The sequence below is a fragment of the Paracoccus yeei ATCC BAA-599 genome (assembly GCF_000622145.1).
GTDB classification, from domain to species: Bacteria; Pseudomonadota; Alphaproteobacteria; order Rhodobacterales; family Rhodobacteraceae; genus Paracoccus; species Paracoccus yeei.
This window is the reverse complement of the sequence record NZ_JHWH01000007.1, coordinates 77,106-94,006: the sequence shown is the minus strand read 5'-3', so window position 1 is coordinate 94,006 and position 16,901 is coordinate 77,106. Positions and strand designations below refer to the sequence as shown.

Sequence of the window (16,901 nt, the reverse complement as noted above, 5' to 3'; positions counted from 1 at the left end):
GCAGCACCCGGCCCGATCGCACCCCGGCCCGCGCGGCCGGGGTGTTTTCGTCTGGCGGGACGGGTTCCGGCGTGGCAGATCATTCGCACAGATCCTACAGGAGCGACCGATGTCCCAGCAGACCGATTCCCAGCCCGCGTCTTTGGCCGATTTGGCGGCCATCGACGAACGGACCCAGCCTTCGGCGCTGCGCCTGCTGGACGACAAGGCGCTGGCCGCCCTGCTGCGAGACCTGCGCGCCCTGAAGGCGGCCCCGGCCGAGCCTGCCCGGCAAAAGGCCGTGGCCAAGGCGATTCGCCGCGCCGCCGACGAAAAGCGCGGCCGCAAGGCCGATGCGGCACCCGCCGGGGCCAAGCCGGCAAAGGTGCCGGCCGCCAAGGCGGCGAAACCAGGCAAGCCCGACAAATCCGCCAAGGCCGAGGAAAAGGCCCGCAAGGAGGCCGAGCGCGCTGAAAAGAAACGCGTGAACGCAGCCGAGCGCGCCGAAAGAAAGGCCGCCAAGCAGGCCGAAAAGGCGCAGCGCAAGACCGCGAAGCCCGGGGCGGGGCCCGCCAAGCCCGGCAAGAAGGGCAAGGCCGGCAAGGCGCAGAAGGACGCCTGAGGCGTTTTCAACCGCGCTTTCCTTTGCTATCGCAAGGCAAGACCTGCCGCCGAGGAATCGATGCTCCGTCTGGCCCTTGCCCTGATCGCGATCCTGTCCGTCGCCCCCGCATCCGCCTATGAGGCGCTGGATGCCCTGCATGGCATCCCGGCGCCGCGCCCGTCGTCCAAGTCCCGCTGCACCGACGATGCGCGGCTCTGCATCTCGGTGTCGAACTATGTTCCCGATGTCTGCTCGACCATCGAGCGGGCGGCGGGTCAGAACGGGCTGGACCCGCATTTCTTTGCCCGCCTGCTGTGGAAGGAAAGCCTGTTCGAGGCCAATGCCGTCAGCCCGGTCGGCGCGATGGGCATCGCGCAGTTCATGCCGGGCACCGCCGATCTGGTGGGGCTGGACGATCCCTTCAACCCGGCCAAGGCCATCGCCGCCTCGGCCCGCTACCTGCGCAAGCTGGCAGACGGCTTCGGCAGCGTCGGGCTGGCCGCCGTCGCCTATAACGGCGGCGAGAACCGGGCCGCGCGCTTCCTGTCCCAAGGCGGCAACCTGCCATGGGAAACGCAGGACTATGTCCAGGCGATCACCGGGCTGACCGCCTGGAACTGGCGCGAAAAGCCCGCCAGCAACCCCGACCTGCGCCTGGACAAGGAGCGTCCGTTCTATGCTGCCTGCGTGGATCTGGCCGGGCGGCGCAAGCTGCGCGAGTTCCAGACCCCGGACCATGCCTGGCCCTGGGGCGTCATCGTCGCCACCCATGCCAGCCAGTCCGGCGTGACGGGGCAGGTGGCGCGGCTGAACAAGGTGCTGCGCCCGATTCTGGGCGGCAAGCGGGTCAGCTATGTGCGGCGCCGCGTCTCGGGCGGGCCGCGCAAGGTCTATACGGCACAGATCGGCTATTCGTCCAAGAACGAGGCCTTTGCCTTTTGCACCCGGCTGCGCAGCTTTGGCGGCCGCTGCATCGTGCTCAAGAACTGAACGCCCGGCACCCGTTGCCGGCATCGCATGGGAATTTGGAAAACAGAGAGAACCTGGCGCGCGCCCGGTCTTCACCGTTCTTCAAATACCCGAATCCGGCGGTGCCGCTAGTCGCTCCAGCGGACCTCGCCGAGATCGTTGGCCGGCATGGGCGCGTTTTCCCACAGGCCCTGGATCTGGGCCTTGGCGACGCCGATCTTGGGCAGCTGGAACAGGAAGGCGTTGGCATGGTCCTCGGCCAGGATCTGCTGGGCCCGTTTCAGCAGGTCCGAGCGCGCGGCGGGGTCGGTCGCCGCGTCAAGCCGCGCCATGGTGTCGTTGAAGGCGGGATTGGCATAGTTGAAATAATAGTCCGGCCGGGCATAGATGCCGATATCCATCGGCTCGACATGGCTGATGACGGTCAGGTCGTAATCGGCGTTCTTGAACACCTGCTCCAGCCATTGCGCCCATTCCATGTTGGTGATCGTGGTCTCGATCCCCACGGCGCGCAGTTGGGCGGCGATGATCTCGCCGCCGCGGCGGGCATAGGGCGGCGGCGGCAGGGCCAGGCGCAGGGTCAGGTCGGTCGCGCCCGCCTCGGCCAGGAGTGCCCTGGCGCGTTCGGGATCATGGGCGGAAAGCCCCGTCAGGTCGACGTAGTCGGGGTGATGCGGGGCGAAATGGCTGCCGATCGGCGTGCCATGGCCATACATCGCACCGTCGATCAGCGCGTCGCGGTCGATGGCATGGGCGATCGCCTCGCGCACGCGCCTGTCGGCCAGGGCGGGGGTCTTGTGGTTCATGGCCAGGATGGTCTCGCCCTCGGTCGTGCCGACAAGCACCTTGAAGCGTGGATCGGCCTGGATCTGGGGCAGCGTCTCTGGCGCGGGATAGATCGGGAAGGCGTCGATATCGCCCGCCATCAGCGCCGCAAAGGCCGCGCTGGGATCGGGGATGAAGCGGAAGGTCGCCTGCCGGATCGCGGGCTTCGGGCCCCAGAAGCCGTCGAAGGCTTCGAGCGTGACGTGATCGCCCCGTTTCCATTCGGCCAGGCGGAACGGGCCGGTGCCCACGGGCCGCGTCGCTGCCTGGGCGGCGGTGGCGGGATCCAGCATCACCGCGTCGCCCCAGGCCATCTTGAAGGGGAAAGCGCCGTCGGGGGCGGAAAGCGCGACCCGCACGGTCTGCGGGTCGGGCGCGGTCACGGTCTTGATCCCCGCGAACAGGGCCTTTTGCGCGTTGGTGCTTTCGGGCGCGCGGGCGCGATCCAGCGAAAAGATCACGTCCTGCGCGTCAAAGCCGCTGCCGTCGTGAAAGGTTACGCCCGGCCGCAGGTGAAAGACATAGGTCCGACCGCCGTCCTGGACCTCCCAGCCTTCGGCCAGGGCGGGTTGGACCGTGCCGTCAGGGGCGATCCGGGTCAGGCCCTGAAAGATGTTGCCATAGACCACTTCGTCGACCGCCGCCGCCGCGTTCGCAGTCGGGTCCAGGTTCGGGGGTTCCAGCACCATGCCCAGGGTGATGCTGTCTTGCGCCATGGCCCCGCCCGCAGCAAGGCCAAGGGTCAGAGACAGCATGAAACGGATGGTCATGGCAGGCCTTTCGCAAACAATGCGCGGCTCAGGCGCGCTTTTCGGTCAGTTGCTGGACAAAGCCCGCGCAAAGCAGCCAGAGCGAGGTCAAAAGCAGGCCCCAGCGCGCAAAGCTTTCCGGGTGGAAATCGACCATCACGGCCCAGACCGCGAAGACCACCCAGGCCGCGCAGACCGGCAATGATATCGCGCGCCAGCGGCGGGTGCGGACGGGATGGATGAACTTGACGTTGGTGAACATGGTCACGGTCAGCGCCACCACGATCAGCAGGATCACCCAGAAGCTGGGTTTCAGCGCGAACAGCACCAGCACCACCATGTTCCAGCAGGCCGGAAAGCCCGCGAAGGAATAGTCGCGCGTCTTCATCCGTGTGTCGGCGAAATAGATCACGCTGCCGTAGGTGATGGCGATGATCGCGATCCAGCCAGTCCAGCCGGGCAGCAGCCCCGACATGAAAAGCGCATAGGCCGGGATGAACACATAGGTCAGGTAGTCGATGATCAGGTCCATCAGGACGCCGTCATAGGTCGGCCAGTTCTTCTTGACCTGGTAGCGCCGAGCCAGCGGCCCGTCTACGCCGTCGACGATCAGCGCGATGACCAGCCAGAGGAACATCGACGACCATTCCGCATTGGCGGCGGCCAGCAGGGCAAGCATCGACAGGACCGCGCCGGTGGCGGTCAGAAGATGCACGGACAGGGCTTTGACGCGAGGTTTCATCCCATGGTTCTGTCACTGAAAGGTCATGTTCGCAAGTTCGTGAGCGCCGAGCGGCGGCCTCATGGCGCGGGACAGGCGATCAGGACACGAATTCCTCGACCCCGTAGCCCTGCAGATACAGAAGCGCCGTCAGATCGCCATGGTTGATGCGCAGGTCGACCTGGGCCGCGACGACGGGCTTGGCGTGCAGTGCGACGCCGGTGCCCGCAAGCTGCAGCATCCCCAGATCGTTCGCCCCGTCGCCCACGGCAATGGCGTCGGCCGGGGTCAGGCCGCGTGCGGCGGTGATGTCTTGCAGCGCCTCGATCTTGGCCTCGCGGCCCAGGACAGGCAGGCCGACATGGCCGGTCAGCACGCCCTGGTCGGCCAAAAGCGTGTTCGCGCGGTGTTCGTCAAAGCCCAGCGCGGCGGCCACCGGCCCGGTAAAGACCGTGAACCCGCCCGAGACGAGCGCCGTATACGCCCCTTGCGCCCGCATGGTCGCGACCAGTTCGCGCCCGCCGGGGGCAAGCGTGATGCGGTCGTCGAGCACGGCGCCAATGGCTGATTCGTCCAGGCCCGCCAGCAGCGCGACGCGGGCGATCAGCGCCTCGTGAAAGTTCAGCTCTCCGTTCATCGCGCGGGCAGTGATGTCGGCCACGCGTTCGCCGACGCCTGCGAAATCGGCCAGTTCGTCGATGCATTCCTGGCGGATCATGGTCGAATCCATGTCGGCCAGCAGAACCGCCTTGCGCCGACCCTGCGTGGGCTGGATCGCAAGGTCGAAGCCCTTGGCCTGCAAGTTTTCCCACACCTGCCAGAAGTTCGCCGGGCGCACGGCGACGGGAAATTCGGCCGCGATGCCGTGGTTCAGCCAGATCGCGTGGCCGCCGCCCCAGATCAGGCGCAGTTCCTCGACCAGGGCGGTGCCAAGATCGGCGCGCCCGGGGGCGGCAAGGACGGTGATGGTGAACATGGGGACCCTCAGGGATTGGTTCTGCGCCGGTTCTGCGCGCAGCACTAGCCAAAGCGCCTGCCCGGATCAATGCGGCGGAATCCTGCCATGATCCTGTCGCAAGCATCCCTTGCACATTTTCCTTGCGGGAATCCGCGGCGGGTTGTAGAGGCGTCCTTGGGACACGCCGCCCCAACGCGGCGCTATCTAGCTGGAAGGCTACACATAATGAGCATGACTGCCCCGGCCGCGCGTCCGGCCAATCCGCGCTTTTCCTCGGGCCCCTGCGCCAAGATCCCCCAATATTCTCTGGACATGCTTGCCGACGCGCCGCTGGGCCGCTCGCACCGTGCGGCGGTGGGCAAGGCGAAGCTGGCCGAGGCCATCGACCTGACCCGCGAGGTCCTGGGCGTGCCGGCCGACTATCGCATCGGCATCGTCCCCGCATCCGATACCGGCGCGGTCGAGATGGCGCTGTGGTCGCTGCTGGGCGCCCGCCCGGTCGAGATGCTGGCCTGGGAAAGCTTCGGCGAGGGCTGGGTCACGGATGTGGTCAAGCAGTTGAAGCTGGACGCCACGGTGCGCAAGGCGCCCTACGGCCAGATCGTGGATTTCGCGCAGGTCGATTTCGACAGCGACGTGGTCTTTACCTGGAACGGCACCACCTCGGGCGTGCGCGTCCCGAACGGCGACGCCATTCCGGCCGACCGCGCCGGGCTGACCATCTGCGACGCGACCAGTGCCGCCTTCGCGATGGAACTGCCCTTCGACAAGCTCGATGTGGTGACGTTCTCCTGGCAGAAGGTGCTGGGCGGCGAGGGCGCGCATGGCATCCTGATCCTGTCGCCGCGCGCGGTGGAACGGCTGGAGAGCTATACGCCAGCATGGCCGCTGCCGAAGATCTTCCGCATGACCAAGGGCGGCAAGCTGATCGAGGGCATTTTCAAGGGCGAAACCATCAACACGCCTTCGATGCTGTGTGTCGAGGATTACCTGGTGGCGCTGAAATGGGCGAAAGGCCTGGGCGGGCGCAAGGCCCTGATCGCGCGGGCCGAGGCCAATGCGAAGGCGGTGCGCGACTTCATCGCCACGCGTGACTGGATCGCCGACCTGGCCGAGGACCCGGCCACCGCCTCGACCACCTCGGTCTGCCTGAAGTTCACCGATCCGCGCATCAAGGACGGCGCCGCCTTTGCCAAGGCCGTCGCCAAGCGGCTGGAGAAGGAAGGCGTGGCGCTGGACGCCGGCGCCTATCGCGATGCGCCGGCCGGACTGCGGATCTGGTGCGGCTCGACCGTCGAGACCTCGGATGTGGCGGCGCTGATGCCTTGGATCGAATACGCCTTCGAGTCCGAGATCGCGGCGCAGGCCGTTCCCGCCTGATCTGCCGGACCGGGGGCGCTGCCCCCGGACCCCCGGGATATTTAGACAAGAAAGAATGATCGTTGCGGGGCCCGTGGGTCCTGCCCGTTCCTGCATATCCAGAGGATAGAGAAATGCCCAAGGTTCTTGTTTCGGACAAGCTGTCGGAAACCGCCGTCCAGATCTTTCGCGATCGCGGCGTCGAGGTGGACTACCTGCCGGATCTCGGCAAGGACAAGGAAAAGCTGGCCGAGGTGATCGGTCAGTACGACGGGTTGGCGATCCGCTCTGCCACCAAGGTGACGGCGAAGCTGCTGGAGGCCGCGACCAATCTGAAGGTGATCGGCCGCGCCGGCATCGGGGTCGACAACGTCGATATTCCGGCCGCCTCGAAAAAGGGGGTGATCGTGATGAACACGCCCTTCGGGAACTCGGTCACCACGGCGGAACATGCCATCGCGCTGATGTTCGCCGTGGCGCGGCAACTGCCCGAGGCCAGCGTTTCGACCCATGAGGGCAAGTGGGAAAAGAACCGCTTCATGGGCGTCGAGGTCTTCAACAAGACGCTCGGCATCATCGGTGCCGGCAACATCGGCAGCATCGTGATCGACCGGGCGCTGGGGCTGAAGATGAAGGTGCTGGCCTATGACCCCTTCCTGTCCGAGGAGCGGGCCAAGGAACTGGGCGTGAAGAAGGTCGAACTGGACGAATTGCTGGCCAAGGCCGATTTCATCACCCTGCACGTGCCGCTGACCGAGAAGACCCGCAACATCCTGTCGCGCGAGAACCTGGCCAAGACCAAGAAGGGCGTGCGCATCGTCAACGCCGCGCGCGGCGGGCTGATCGACGAGGAGGCGCTGGCCGAACTGCTGAAGTCGGGCCATGTCGCCGGCGCCGCGCTGGACGTCTTCGCGACCGAGCCCGCGACCGAAAGCCCGCTGTTCGGCCTGCCGAATGTCGTGGTGACGCCGCATCTGGGCGCCTCGACCACCGAGGCGCAGGAGAACGTCGCCCTGCAGGTCGCCGAGCAGATGTCGGACTATCTGCTGACCGGGGCGGTGCAGAACGCGCTGAACATGCCCTCGGTCACGGCCGAGGAGGCCGCGACCATGGGGCCGTGGCTGAAACTGGCCGGGCACCTGGGCACCTTCGTCGGCCAGATGACCGACGAGCCGATCAAGGCGATCAACGTGCTTTACGACGGCACGGCGGCCGAGATGAACCTGAAGGCGCTGAACGCGGCGGTGATCGCGGGCGTGATGAAGGCCACGAACCCGGACGTGAACATGGTTTCGGCACCCGTCATGGCGGCCGAGCGGGGCGTTCAGGTCGCGACCACGACCCAGGCCAAGACGGGCGTGTTCGACGGCTACATCAAGGTGACCATGGTCACGGACACGCGCGAGCGCTCGATCGCGGGCACGGTCTTCAGCGACGGCAAGCCGCGCTTCATCCAGATCCGGGGTATCAACATCGACGCCGAGATCGGCGAGCACATGCTGTATACCCGCAACAAGGACGTCCCGGGCGTCATCGGTGCGCTGGGGACGACGCTGGGCGATCTGGGCGTCAACATCGCGAACTTTACCCTGGGCCGGACCAAGTCGGGGGACGACGCCATCGCCATCCTGTATCTGGACGAGCCGCTGAAGCCCGAGGTGGTCGACGCCCTGAACGCGACCGGCAAGTTCATCCAGGTGCGTCCGATCAGCTTCGAGGTCTGAGCGCGGCTTGCCGCTTGCACTCGTGGCCCCCGGGAGTAACGTCCCGGGGGCCGTTCTTTTGGGGGATATCATGCGCACCTATGTCATCGGCGACATCCACGGGCAGCTTGAACTGCTGATGGCCCTGCACGAACGGATCGCGCGCGACGACGCGGCCCGAGGCGGGGGCGGCCATCTGGTCCATGTCGGCGACCTGATCGACCGCGGGCCGGATTCGCGCGGGGTCGTCGATTACCTGATGCGGGGCCAGATGGCGGGGCGGCCCTGGACGGTGCTCAAGGGCAACCACGACCGCTTTCTGCCGCGCTTTGCGGCCCAGCCGGACTGGATCGACCCGGGGCTGGCCTCGGGGCGGCACTGGCTGGATCATACGACCCTGGGGGCCGGGCCGACGCTGGCCTCCTATGGGGTCGAACGGGGCGACAGGCCCCATGCCGCGGTGCTGGAGGACACGCTGAAGGCGGTGCCCGAGGCGCATCTGCGCTGGCTGGACCAACTGCCGCTGTTCCACAGGCTGCCGCAGGCGGTGATCGTTCATGCCGGCATGCGGCCCGGCGTTCCGCTGGAGCGCCAGACCGAGCATGACCTGCTTTGGATCCGGCAGGGGTTCCTGGACGATGCCAGCGATCACGGGGTGCTGGTGGTGCATGGCCATTCCCCGGTCGACCGCGTCACCCATTTCGGCAATCGTCTGGCCGTCGATACGGGCGCCGCCTATGGCGGGGCGCTGAGCGCGGTCGTTTTCGACGACGACGGCCTGCATGACCTGACCGAGGAGGGCCGGGTCCCGATCCATCGCACGGCGCTGCCGGCCTGAACGGGGGCGTCGCGCCTGCGGTGGACAGGCCCCCGCGTTTCGGGGTATGAGCGCGGCGAAGCAGGATATCGAGATGCGCATTCCGTCCAAAACGGCGAAATACAGTCTGGGCCAGGTCGTACGGCACCGCGAACATCCGTTCCGGGGCGTGGTGTTCGACGTCGATCCCGAATTCGCCAACACCGAGGAATGGTACGAATCCATTCCCGAGGAATCGCGCCCGTCCCGCAACCAGCCTTTCTATCATCTGTATGCCGAAACCGAGGCGACCTATTACGTTGCCTATGTGTCCGAGCAGAACCTGGTCCCCGACATCTCGGGCGAGCCCCTGGAGCATCCCGAGGTCGACGAGATGTTCGGCGAATTCCAGGATGGCCGCTATCCGCTGCAGTTCGGGCTGAACTGACGGCCGTGCCGCGTCGCGTCAGCTGGGTCGGGCGGTGTGGACGGCATCCTTCCATCCAGGGGTCGCGGGTTCGCCGCCCTGCGGGTCGCCCACGGGGACGATGAAGGCCAGGAAGTTGCGCCGGCCTTCGCGGAAGTAGCTGAGCGAGGCGGTCAGGTCCTGGATCAGGTACCAGCCGAATCCTCCTTCGGGCAAAAGGAACGTCGCCTCGGGTGCGGCGGGATCGTCGCCGACGAAGGGCAGGTCGCGGGGGTCGAGGCACTGCGGGGGCAGGGGCTTGCCGTCGTCGGTCACCGCGCAGGCGATGCCGCCGACATGGCGCACGATGCACAGGTGGATCAGCGGCGGATGGAGCGCGCTGCCCGGGCGGGGGGCGTCATCCCGGCCGCCGTGCTTGCAGATGTTGTTCAGCACCTCGGCCAGGGCGAGTTCGACCTTGGCGATCACCTCCTCGGCGGCGCTGCCCAGAAAGCGCTGGCGCATGTAGACCAGCGCGTCGCGCACCGTCAGGGGGTCGGCGCGGAAGATCTGATGGAACATCGGATGGCGCCCTGGCGGCACGCTGCGCAGATGCCGGAAATGTTCAGGGCGCAGGGTCATTCGGCCGGCCCCGCCACATGGCCCGGCGCGGCCCCGGGGACCGGGGGCGGGGCAAGATGAATGGTCAGGATCGTGTCCATCCGGGTCAGGCGGAACACGCGTTCGACGTTCGGGGTCACGCCCACGAGGTCGAGCGAACTGCCCGGCGGCATCGCCTTGTAGATCGCGATCACCGCGCCCAGGCCGGAACTGTCCATGAAGTCCACCGGCCCAAGGTCCAGCGTCACGCAGGGCCCGGCATCGGCGACCAGGTTCCTGACGCGGTCCTTGAAGGCGGTGGCCACGGCGGCGTCCAGGCGCTTTTCTTCGACGCGTATGATCACGCCGTTTTCACGGGGCAGCAGGGTCAGTTGCATCTTTAAGATCCGGGTCCTTGTTCCATGTCCAAGGCTTAGGGGCGAAAGGTTAGCATTCCGTAAGCCTGGCCCGAGTTTTCCCTTGGGACGAGCAGAAAATACCTTGCCTTTTATCCGCCTGCCCGCTTTGGGGTTGTCCGTTGATCCCCCTGTCGCGGGGGCTTAGTATAGAGGGGCCGGTCCCGCATTTTTCGGGGCGGGCGCTGGGGGGTTCATGCGCTCTGCCGATCTGTCCTTCGTGGCGCTGGCCTGCCTGTCGGCAGGGGCGGCCCTGGCCGGCGATCCGGCCGAGCTGCGATGTCAGAGTTCGGGGCCGGCGGCGACCAGGCTGTGCGATGCCCTGACCGGGATCGTCCGGCAGATCGATGAGCCCGCCGTGCTGACCCTGACGGCCGAGGACGTGGCCCCGAACCACTTGCGCGCCACGCTGACCATCCTGCGCGACGGTCGTTCCTGGACCCGCGGACCGGCCGAACTGACGATCATGGATCGCACGCCGATCCCACAGGACAGCATCGAGACTTTTGCCGCCACCCTGCTGAAGGGGGCGGGATTGTAGGTTAACCATGGACAAGGATCATTTTCATGACCAATTCGACAGCACAGATCCGGGCCCTGCACCGGGAAGTTGCGGATGCGCCGGCCCATGCCGGAACGCCCTATCGCATGACCCTGGGGGACGAATTCCAGGGCAGCCTGCGTCTGGGCGACGCTGATTGGGTGCGGGTGGACCTCAGGGCGGGCACCTATATCGCCACCCTTGACGGCGCCGACCCCCAGGCCCTAAGCGACCCCTACCTGCGCCTTTACGACGCCAGCGGCACCCTTGTCGCCCAGGACGACGATTCGGGTTCGGGGCTGAATTCGCGCCTGACGGTGACCGTGGCCACCGCCGGCACCTATTATCTGGAGGCGGGGTCCTATGAGGCGAGCCGAGCGGGGGCCTATAGCCTGAAGATGACCGATGCCGTCTACACCATCCCGCAGATCGCGCAGCAGCTGACCGACGGATACTGGCAGTCGATCGGAGCGTCGCGGCGTGCGTTCGACGTCGCCCCGGGACAGGTGCTGAACGTGGACATCTCGGGCCTGGACGGGCCGGGGCAACGGCTGGCCCGCGCCGCGCTCGAGGCGTGGACGGACGTGACCGGGGTCCGCTTCGACACCACGCCGGCGGCCGGCCAGCCCGTCCACATCACGCTGGATGATGCAAGCAGCGGCGCCTATTCGCAGTCGTTCACGCTGGGCGGGGATATCGAAAGCTCGTCGGTCAACGTCGGGCAGGACTGGCTGGCATCCTATGGCACCGCCTTTGCCGGCTATTCCTTCCAGACCTACATCCACGAGATCGGCCATGCCCTGGGCCTGGGCCATGCCGGCAACTACAACGGCTGGGCCGAATACGGATATGACAACCTTTACGTCAACGACAGTTGGCAGGCCTCGATCATGTCCTATTTCCACCAGGACCAGAACACCTTCGTCGATGCCAGCTTCGCCTGGGTGATGACGCCGATGATGGCCGACATCGCGGCCATGCGCACGCTTTACGGCGCGGCAAGCCTGCGGCCCGGCAATACCGTCTATGGCGAGAACAGCACTGCGGGCGGCAACTACCAGCGGGTGTCCAACCTGCTGGAAACCGGCGCGCGCCGCGAGATCGCCTTCACCATCGTCGACACGGGCGGCGTGGACACGCTGGACCTGTCTGGGGACAGCACGAACCAGGTCGTCACCCTGGTCTCGGGCGGCATATCCCATGCCTACGGGCTGCGCGGGAACATCTCGATCATGGCCGGAACGGTGATCGAGAACCTGGCAGCGGGATCGGGCAACGACATGCTGACCGGCAACGCCGCAAACAACCGGATCTGGGCCGGCGCCGGGAACGACCGCCTGTGGGGCGCGCTGGGCGACGACTGGCTGTCGGGGGGCGCGGGGCGCGACACGCTGAATGGCGGCGCCGGGAACGACACCTATGTCGCCGAGGCGCAGGACGCCATCCTCGAGGCGGCGGGCGGCGGGCGCGACACCGTCAGCAGCCTGTCGGTCAGTTATGTGCTGGGCGCCAATCTCGAGAACCTGGTCCTGACCGGCGCCGCGGCCCGGAATGGCACCGGCAATGGGCTGGCGAACGTGCTGACGGGCAACAACCTGGCCAACCTGCTCCGCGGCGGCGGCGGCGCGGACACGCTGCGGGGCGGCAACGGTGCCGACAGGCTGGCGGGAGAGCAGGGCGCCGACCACCTGTTCGGAGGAGCCGGCAACGACATCCTGTCGGGCGGCTCGGGTGCAGACCTGCTGAGCGGCGGGGCCGGGGCCGACACTTTCTTCTTCGACCATGGTGCCGACGTGATCCTGGATTTCCAGGACAATCTGGACACGATCCGGGTGGACGATGCGTTGTGGGGCGGCGCGGCGCGCAGCGTGGCGCAGGTCCTGCGGATGGCCACGGTGGTCGATGGCGACCTGGTCCTCGACTTCGGCGGCGGGCACCGGCTGACAGTCGCCGACCTTGCCCGCCCCGGGCTTCTGGCCGACGACCTGATCATCGTCTGAGACGGGGGCAGGGGCGGGATCTCTGTGCCGCCCCTTGCCTTGCATTTTGTTCAGGCACGGCTGCCTTTCGCATGGGCATTAAGGAACTGGAACCATAGGACTTCTGTTGCCCCTGTGGACACTGTCTGCCCAACTGCGAACACCATGGGCAGTGGTGAGGGAAGCCGGGGATAGAATGTATTATAATGAGATGATCGAAGGCGGGCAGGTGCGGGCGCCCTATGCCATGCTCTCGGATTGGGTCGAGACGATGCCCCGCGAAATCCGCCAGATGAAGCAGGCCGAGGCCGAGGCGCTGTTCCGCCGCATCGGCATCACCTTTGCCGTCTATGGCGAGGGGGGCGACCCCGACAGGCTGATCCCCTTCGACATGATGCCGCGGGTGTTTCTGCAAAGCGAATGGCGCAAGCTGGAACGCGGCATCAAGCAGCGCGCGCGGGCTTTGAACGCCTTCCTGCGCGACGTCTATTCGCGGGGCGAGATCGTCCGCGCCGGCCGCATCCCCGCCCGGCTGGTCTATCAGAACGAGGCCTATGAAAAGGCTGTCGTCGGCGTCGTGCCGCCGCGCGGGGTGTTTTCCCATATCGTCGGCATCGACATCGTGCGCACCGGCCGCGACGATTTCTATGTGCTCGAGGACAACTGCCGCACCCCCTCGGGCGTCAGCTACATGCTGGAGAACCGGGAAATCATGATGCGCATGTTCCCGGCGCTGTTCCGCTACAACCGGATCGAGCCGGTGGACCAGTATCCCGAGCTGCTGCGCCGCACCCTGGCCTCGGTCGCGCCGGCGAAATGCGACGGCACCCCCACCATCGTCATCCTGACGCCGGGCCATTTCAACAGCGCCTATTACGAACACAGCTTCCTGGCCAATCTGATGGGCGTCGAACTGGTCGAGGGCAGCGACCTGTTCGTGGACGGCGGCTTCGTCTACATGCGCACGACCCAGGGGCCGAAGCGCGTGGACGTGATCTATCGCCGGATCGACGACCCGTTCCTGGACCCCTTGTGCTTCCGCAAGGATTCCATGCTGGGCGTGCCGGGGCTGATGGATGTCTATCGCTCGGGCGGGGTTTCCATCGCCTCGGCCCCCGGCGCGGGCGTGGCCGACGACAAGGCGGTCTATACCTTCGTCCCCGAGATGATCCGCTTTTACCTGGGCGAGGAGCCGCTTTTGCAAAACGTCCAGACCTGGACCCTGTGGAAGGACGAGGATTACCGATACGTCATGGCCAATCTCAAGGATCTGGTGGTCAAGGAGGTGCACGGCTCGGGCGGCTACGGCATGCTGATCGGCCCGCGGTCCAGCGCCGAGGAAATCGCCCAGTTCGCCGAGCGGATCAAGGCCAACCCCGGCAACTACATCGCCCAGCCCACGCTGGCGCTGTCGACCAGCCCGACCTTTGTGGACGAAGGCATCGCGCCGCGCCACGTCGACCTGCGCCCCTATTGCCTGTGCGGCGACCGGATCGAACTGGTGCCCGGCGGGCTGACGCGCGTGGCCCTGCGCGAAGGGTCGCTGGTGGTGAACTCGTCGCAGGGCGGCGGGGTCAAGGACACCTGGGTCCTGTCGGAATAAGGAGGGTCAGCCAATGCTCAGCCGCACTGCCGCCAACCTGTTCTGGATGGGCCGCCACCTGGAGCGCGCCGAAACCGCCGCCCGCCTGCTGGACGTGGGCCAGCGCATTACCCTGCTGCCGAATACCGAGGAAGGCTATCGCAACGAATGGGAATCGCTGCTGCGGTCGGCGGGCGCCCGGGGCGCCTTCGCCAGCCGATATGGCGATGCGATCAACCAGGACAATATCGTTTCCTGGCTGTTCTTCGATTGCGACAACCCGTCCTCGGTCGCGTCCTGCATCGAACGCGCGCGCGAAGGCGGGCGGATCGTGCGCACCGCCCTGACCAGCCAGGTCTGGGACGCGCTGAACACCGCCTATCAGGAACTGCGCGATCTCAAGCGCCAGCCGCGCGAGACGGTGGACACCGCCATGCTGACCGACTTCACCACCCGCCACGGCTCGACCGTGCGGGGGGCGATCAATGCCACGCAACTGCGCAGCGACGGGTGGCATTTCATCAACCTGGGCTATTCGCTGGAACGGGCGGACGCCACCTCGCGGCTGCTGGACGTCAAGTATTTCGTCCTGCTGCCGCGGGTCGAGTTCGTGGGTTCGGGCCTGGACAATTACCAGTGGCAGGTGATCCTGCGGGCGCTGTCGGCGCATCGGGCGTTCCACTGGGCCTATGGTGGCGACATCACCGCCAGCAAGGTCGCGGATTTCCTGATCCTGAACGGAGAAAGCCCGCGGTCGCTGCTGACATCGCTGTACGAGGCGGTCTGGAACCTCGACGGGCTGGTGCGCCGCTATGGCGAGGGGGTTCCGGCCACCGCCTCGGTCAAGGCGCGCCAGACGCTGGAATCGCTGATGGCGCGCGACATCGACGCCATCTTCGACGAAGGGCTGCACGAATTCCTGACCTGGTTCATCGGCGAAATCGGCGCCATCTCGGACGCGGTGCACGACGATTATTTCAGCGGCCGAATGTAAGGGGGGAGCGTCATGAAGCTGAAGATCACCCACGAAACCCGCTATAGCTACGACACTCCGGCGCAGGCGCTGGTCCAAAGCCTGCGGCTGACGCCATCGGTCTATGAAGGCCAGCGGGTCGGAGACTGGCAGATCTCGGTTTCGGGGGGGCAGCGCGGCGCTGCCTTTCGCGACGGGGCGGGCGACTGGATCGAGGGCTGGACCGTGCGCGGCCCGGTCGAGGTCGTGACCGTGACCATCGACGGGCTGGTCGAGACGCGCGACACGGCGGGCGTCCTGCGCGGCCACCGCGAATGGGTCAATCCGCTGGTCTATCTGCGCGACACGCCCGCCACCCGGCCCGACGACGCGCTGCGCGCCCTGGCCCGTTCGGTCGAGGGCGAGGATGCGCTGGACCTGGCCCACAAGCTTTGTGCCGCCGTGAACCAGGCCATCGAATACCGCCCCGGCGTGACCGAGGCCGCGACCTCGGCCGCGCAGGCGCTGGAATTGGGGCAGGGGGTCTGTCAGGACCATGCCCATGCGCTGATCGCCTGCGCCCGCGTCCGCAACCTGCCCGCGCGCTATGTTTCGGGCTATCTGCATTCGCGCGAGGATGGCGAGCCGCACGACGCCGCCCATGCCTGGGCCGAAATCCATGTCGGCTCTCTGGGCTGGGTGGGCTTTGACGCGGCCAATGCCTGCTGCCCCGACGACCGCTATGTGCGGCTGGGCTCGGGCCTGGATGCGCAGGACGCGGCGCCGGTGCGCGGCATGGCCTTCGGCCAGGGTGTCGAGGCGCTGGCCGTCCGCGTCCATGTCGAGGAAGTGCCCCCCGGCCCCGGCCCCGGCCAAGCCCAAGCCCAGTCCCAAGGCCAGGGCGAGAGCCCGTCGCAGGACCAGGCCCAGTGGCAGGACCAGCAATCGGGCCAGCGCCAGCAATAGGCGTTTTCGCCCGGTTGCCAAGGACCGCCCGCGGACCTATCAGTCGCCCATTCCGGAGGGTGCGGGCGATGACCTATTGCGTGGGCTTGAAATTGAAGGCGGGGCTGGTTCTGTTGTCCGACACGCGGACCAATGCCGGGCTGGACAATATCTCGACCTATCGCAAGATGTTCTTCTTTGAACAGCCCGGCGACCGGATCATCGCCATCATGACGGCGGGCAGCCTGTCGGTCACCCAGACCACGCTGGGCCGCCTGCAGGAGGCCATCGACGACCCCGAGGCGGATGAGACCACCTCGATCATGAAGGCCGGCTCGATGCTGCAGGTGGCGACGATCATCGGCGACACGCTGAACCGCACCCGGCGCGAGATCGCCGAACAGACCCGCGACCTTGAACAGCAGGCCAGCGCCAGCATGATCCTGGCCGGCCAGCGCCGGGGCGGCGAGATGCGGCTGTTCCTGATCTATCCGCAGGGCAATTTCATCATGGCGACCGAGGACACGCCCTTTCTGCAAATCGGCGAGCACAAATACGGCAAGCCCATCCTGGACCGGGTGGTGACGCCCGACACCTCGCTGGCCGATGCGCAAAAGGCGGTGCTTCTGTCGATGGATTCGACGCTGCGGTCGAACCTGTCGGTGGGGATGCCGCTGGATCTTGCGGTGATCGAACGGGACGACCTGCGGCTGACCCACCGCCGCCGGATACTGGACGGCGACCCCGCTTTCATGGAAATGTCGGCCGCGTGGTCTGCGGCCCTGCGGGAAAGCTTCGTGAAGGTGACGATCTAGGG

The 16,901-nt window shown here is 66.7% G+C and carries 17 protein-coding genes; 12 read left to right on the top strand and 5 right to left on the bottom strand.

Features of this window, described 5'->3' with window-relative positions:
• Positions 1-109 precede the first annotated feature (109 nt).
• Positions 110-601 (top strand): hypothetical protein, encoded by a 492-nt coding sequence (locus tag BU28_RS0104525; protein WP_028718407.1) that lies wholly within the window; start codon positions 110-112, stop codon positions 599-601.
• Positions 602-661: 60 nt separating this feature from the next.
• A complete protein-coding gene (locus BU28_RS0104520) occupies positions 662-1,573 on the top strand; it encodes a lytic transglycosylase domain-containing protein (protein WP_028718406.1) in 912 nt (303 codons plus the stop codon).
• Positions 1,574-1,680: 107 nt separating this feature from the next.
• Here BU28_RS0104520 and BU28_RS0104515 read toward each other — a convergent pair whose 3' ends face one another.
• The 3 genes from BU28_RS0104515 to serB all read right to left on the bottom strand — a co-directional run bounded on the left by BU28_RS0104515 (position 1,681) and on the right by serB (position 4,823).
• The gene (locus BU28_RS0104515; RefSeq protein WP_028718405.1) at positions 1,681-3,147 is read right to left on the bottom strand and encodes an ABC transporter substrate-binding protein; all 1,467 of its coding nucleotides are present in this window, start codon (positions 3,145-3,147) and stop codon (positions 1,681-1,683) included.
• 28 nt (positions 3,148-3,175) lie between these two features.
• Positions 3,176-3,868 carry a CDP-alcohol phosphatidyltransferase family protein gene (locus BU28_RS0104510; protein WP_028718404.1) on the bottom strand — a complete coding sequence of 231 codons (693 nt, stop codon included), beginning with the start codon at positions 3,866-3,868 and terminating at the stop codon, positions 3,176-3,178.
• A gap of 79 nt (positions 3,869-3,947) precedes the next feature.
• Positions 3,948-4,823 (bottom strand): phosphoserine phosphatase SerB, encoded by an 876-nt coding sequence (serB, locus tag BU28_RS0104505; protein ID WP_028718403.1) that lies wholly within the window; start codon positions 4,821-4,823, stop codon positions 3,948-3,950.
• 207 nt (positions 4,824-5,030) lie between these two features.
• Here serB and BU28_RS0104500 point away from each other — a divergent pair, with 207 nt between their 5' ends.
• The 4 genes from BU28_RS0104500 to hspQ all read left to right on the top strand — a co-directional run bounded on the left by BU28_RS0104500 (position 5,031) and on the right by hspQ (position 9,111).
• Entirely contained in the window at positions 5,031-6,185 is a 1,155-nt protein-coding gene (locus tag BU28_RS0104500) for a phosphoserine transaminase (RefSeq protein WP_028718402.1), read from the top strand.
• A gap of 113 nt (positions 6,186-6,298) precedes the next feature.
• Positions 6,299-7,888: a phosphoglycerate dehydrogenase gene (serA, locus tag BU28_RS0104495; RefSeq protein ID WP_028718401.1), complete on the top strand. Its 1,590-nt coding sequence runs from the start codon at positions 6,299-6,301 to the stop codon at positions 7,886-7,888.
• 70 nt (positions 7,889-7,958) lie between these two features.
• Positions 7,959-8,705 carry a metallophosphoesterase gene (locus tag BU28_RS0104490; protein WP_028718400.1) on the top strand — a complete coding sequence of 249 codons (747 nt, stop codon included), beginning with the start codon at positions 7,959-7,961 and terminating at the stop codon, positions 8,703-8,705.
• Between the two features lie 73 nt (positions 8,706-8,778).
• On the top strand, positions 8,779-9,111 hold the full coding sequence (gene hspQ / locus BU28_RS0104485; RefSeq protein ID WP_028718399.1) for a heat shock protein HspQ: 333 nt from the start codon (positions 8,779-8,781) through the stop codon (positions 9,109-9,111).
• An 18-nt stretch (positions 9,112-9,129) separates the two neighbouring features.
• Here hspQ and BU28_RS21995 read toward each other — a convergent pair whose 3' ends face one another.
• Positions 9,130-9,651 carry an ATP-binding protein gene (locus BU28_RS21995; protein ID WP_233144964.1) on the bottom strand — a complete coding sequence of 174 codons (522 nt, stop codon included), beginning with the start codon at positions 9,649-9,651 and terminating at the stop codon, positions 9,130-9,132.
• Between the two features lie 56 nt (positions 9,652-9,707).
• Positions 9,708-10,067: an STAS domain-containing protein gene (locus BU28_RS21990; RefSeq protein ID WP_051577731.1), complete on the bottom strand. Its 360-nt coding sequence runs from the start codon at positions 10,065-10,067 to the stop codon at positions 9,708-9,710.
• Positions 10,068-10,281: 214 nt separating this feature from the next.
• On the opposite strand from BU28_RS21990, the gene BU28_RS0104470 reads away from it, so the two are divergent.
• The 6 genes from BU28_RS0104470 to BU28_RS0104445 all read left to right on the top strand — a co-directional run bounded on the left by BU28_RS0104470 (position 10,282) and on the right by BU28_RS0104445 (position 16,899).
• Positions 10,282-10,626, top strand: coding sequence for a hypothetical protein (locus BU28_RS0104470; RefSeq protein ID WP_028718398.1), 345 nt, complete (start codon positions 10,282-10,284; stop codon positions 10,624-10,626).
• Between the two features lie 26 nt (positions 10,627-10,652).
• Positions 10,653-12,626 carry a M10 family metallopeptidase gene (locus tag BU28_RS26575; RefSeq protein ID WP_051577730.1) on the top strand — a complete coding sequence of 658 codons (1,974 nt, stop codon included), beginning with the start codon at positions 10,653-10,655 and terminating at the stop codon, positions 12,624-12,626.
• A 175-nt stretch (positions 12,627-12,801) separates the two neighbouring features.
• Entirely contained in the window at positions 12,802-14,208 is a 1,407-nt protein-coding gene (locus BU28_RS0104460) for a circularly permuted type 2 ATP-grasp protein (protein WP_036761943.1), read from the top strand.
• A 13-nt stretch (positions 14,209-14,221) separates the two neighbouring features.
• A complete protein-coding gene (locus tag BU28_RS0104455) occupies positions 14,222-15,181 on the top strand; it encodes an alpha-E domain-containing protein (RefSeq protein ID WP_028718396.1) in 960 nt (319 codons plus the stop codon).
• 12 nt (positions 15,182-15,193) lie between these two features.
• Entirely contained in the window at positions 15,194-16,105 is a 912-nt protein-coding gene (locus tag BU28_RS21980) for a transglutaminase family protein (RefSeq protein WP_081791271.1), read from the top strand.
• Between the two features lie 68 nt (positions 16,106-16,173).
• Complete coding sequence (locus BU28_RS0104445; RefSeq protein WP_028718395.1) at positions 16,174-16,899, top strand: proteasome-type protease; 726 nt, start codon at positions 16,174-16,176, stop codon at positions 16,897-16,899.
• Positions 16,900-16,901 lie beyond the last annotated feature (2 nt).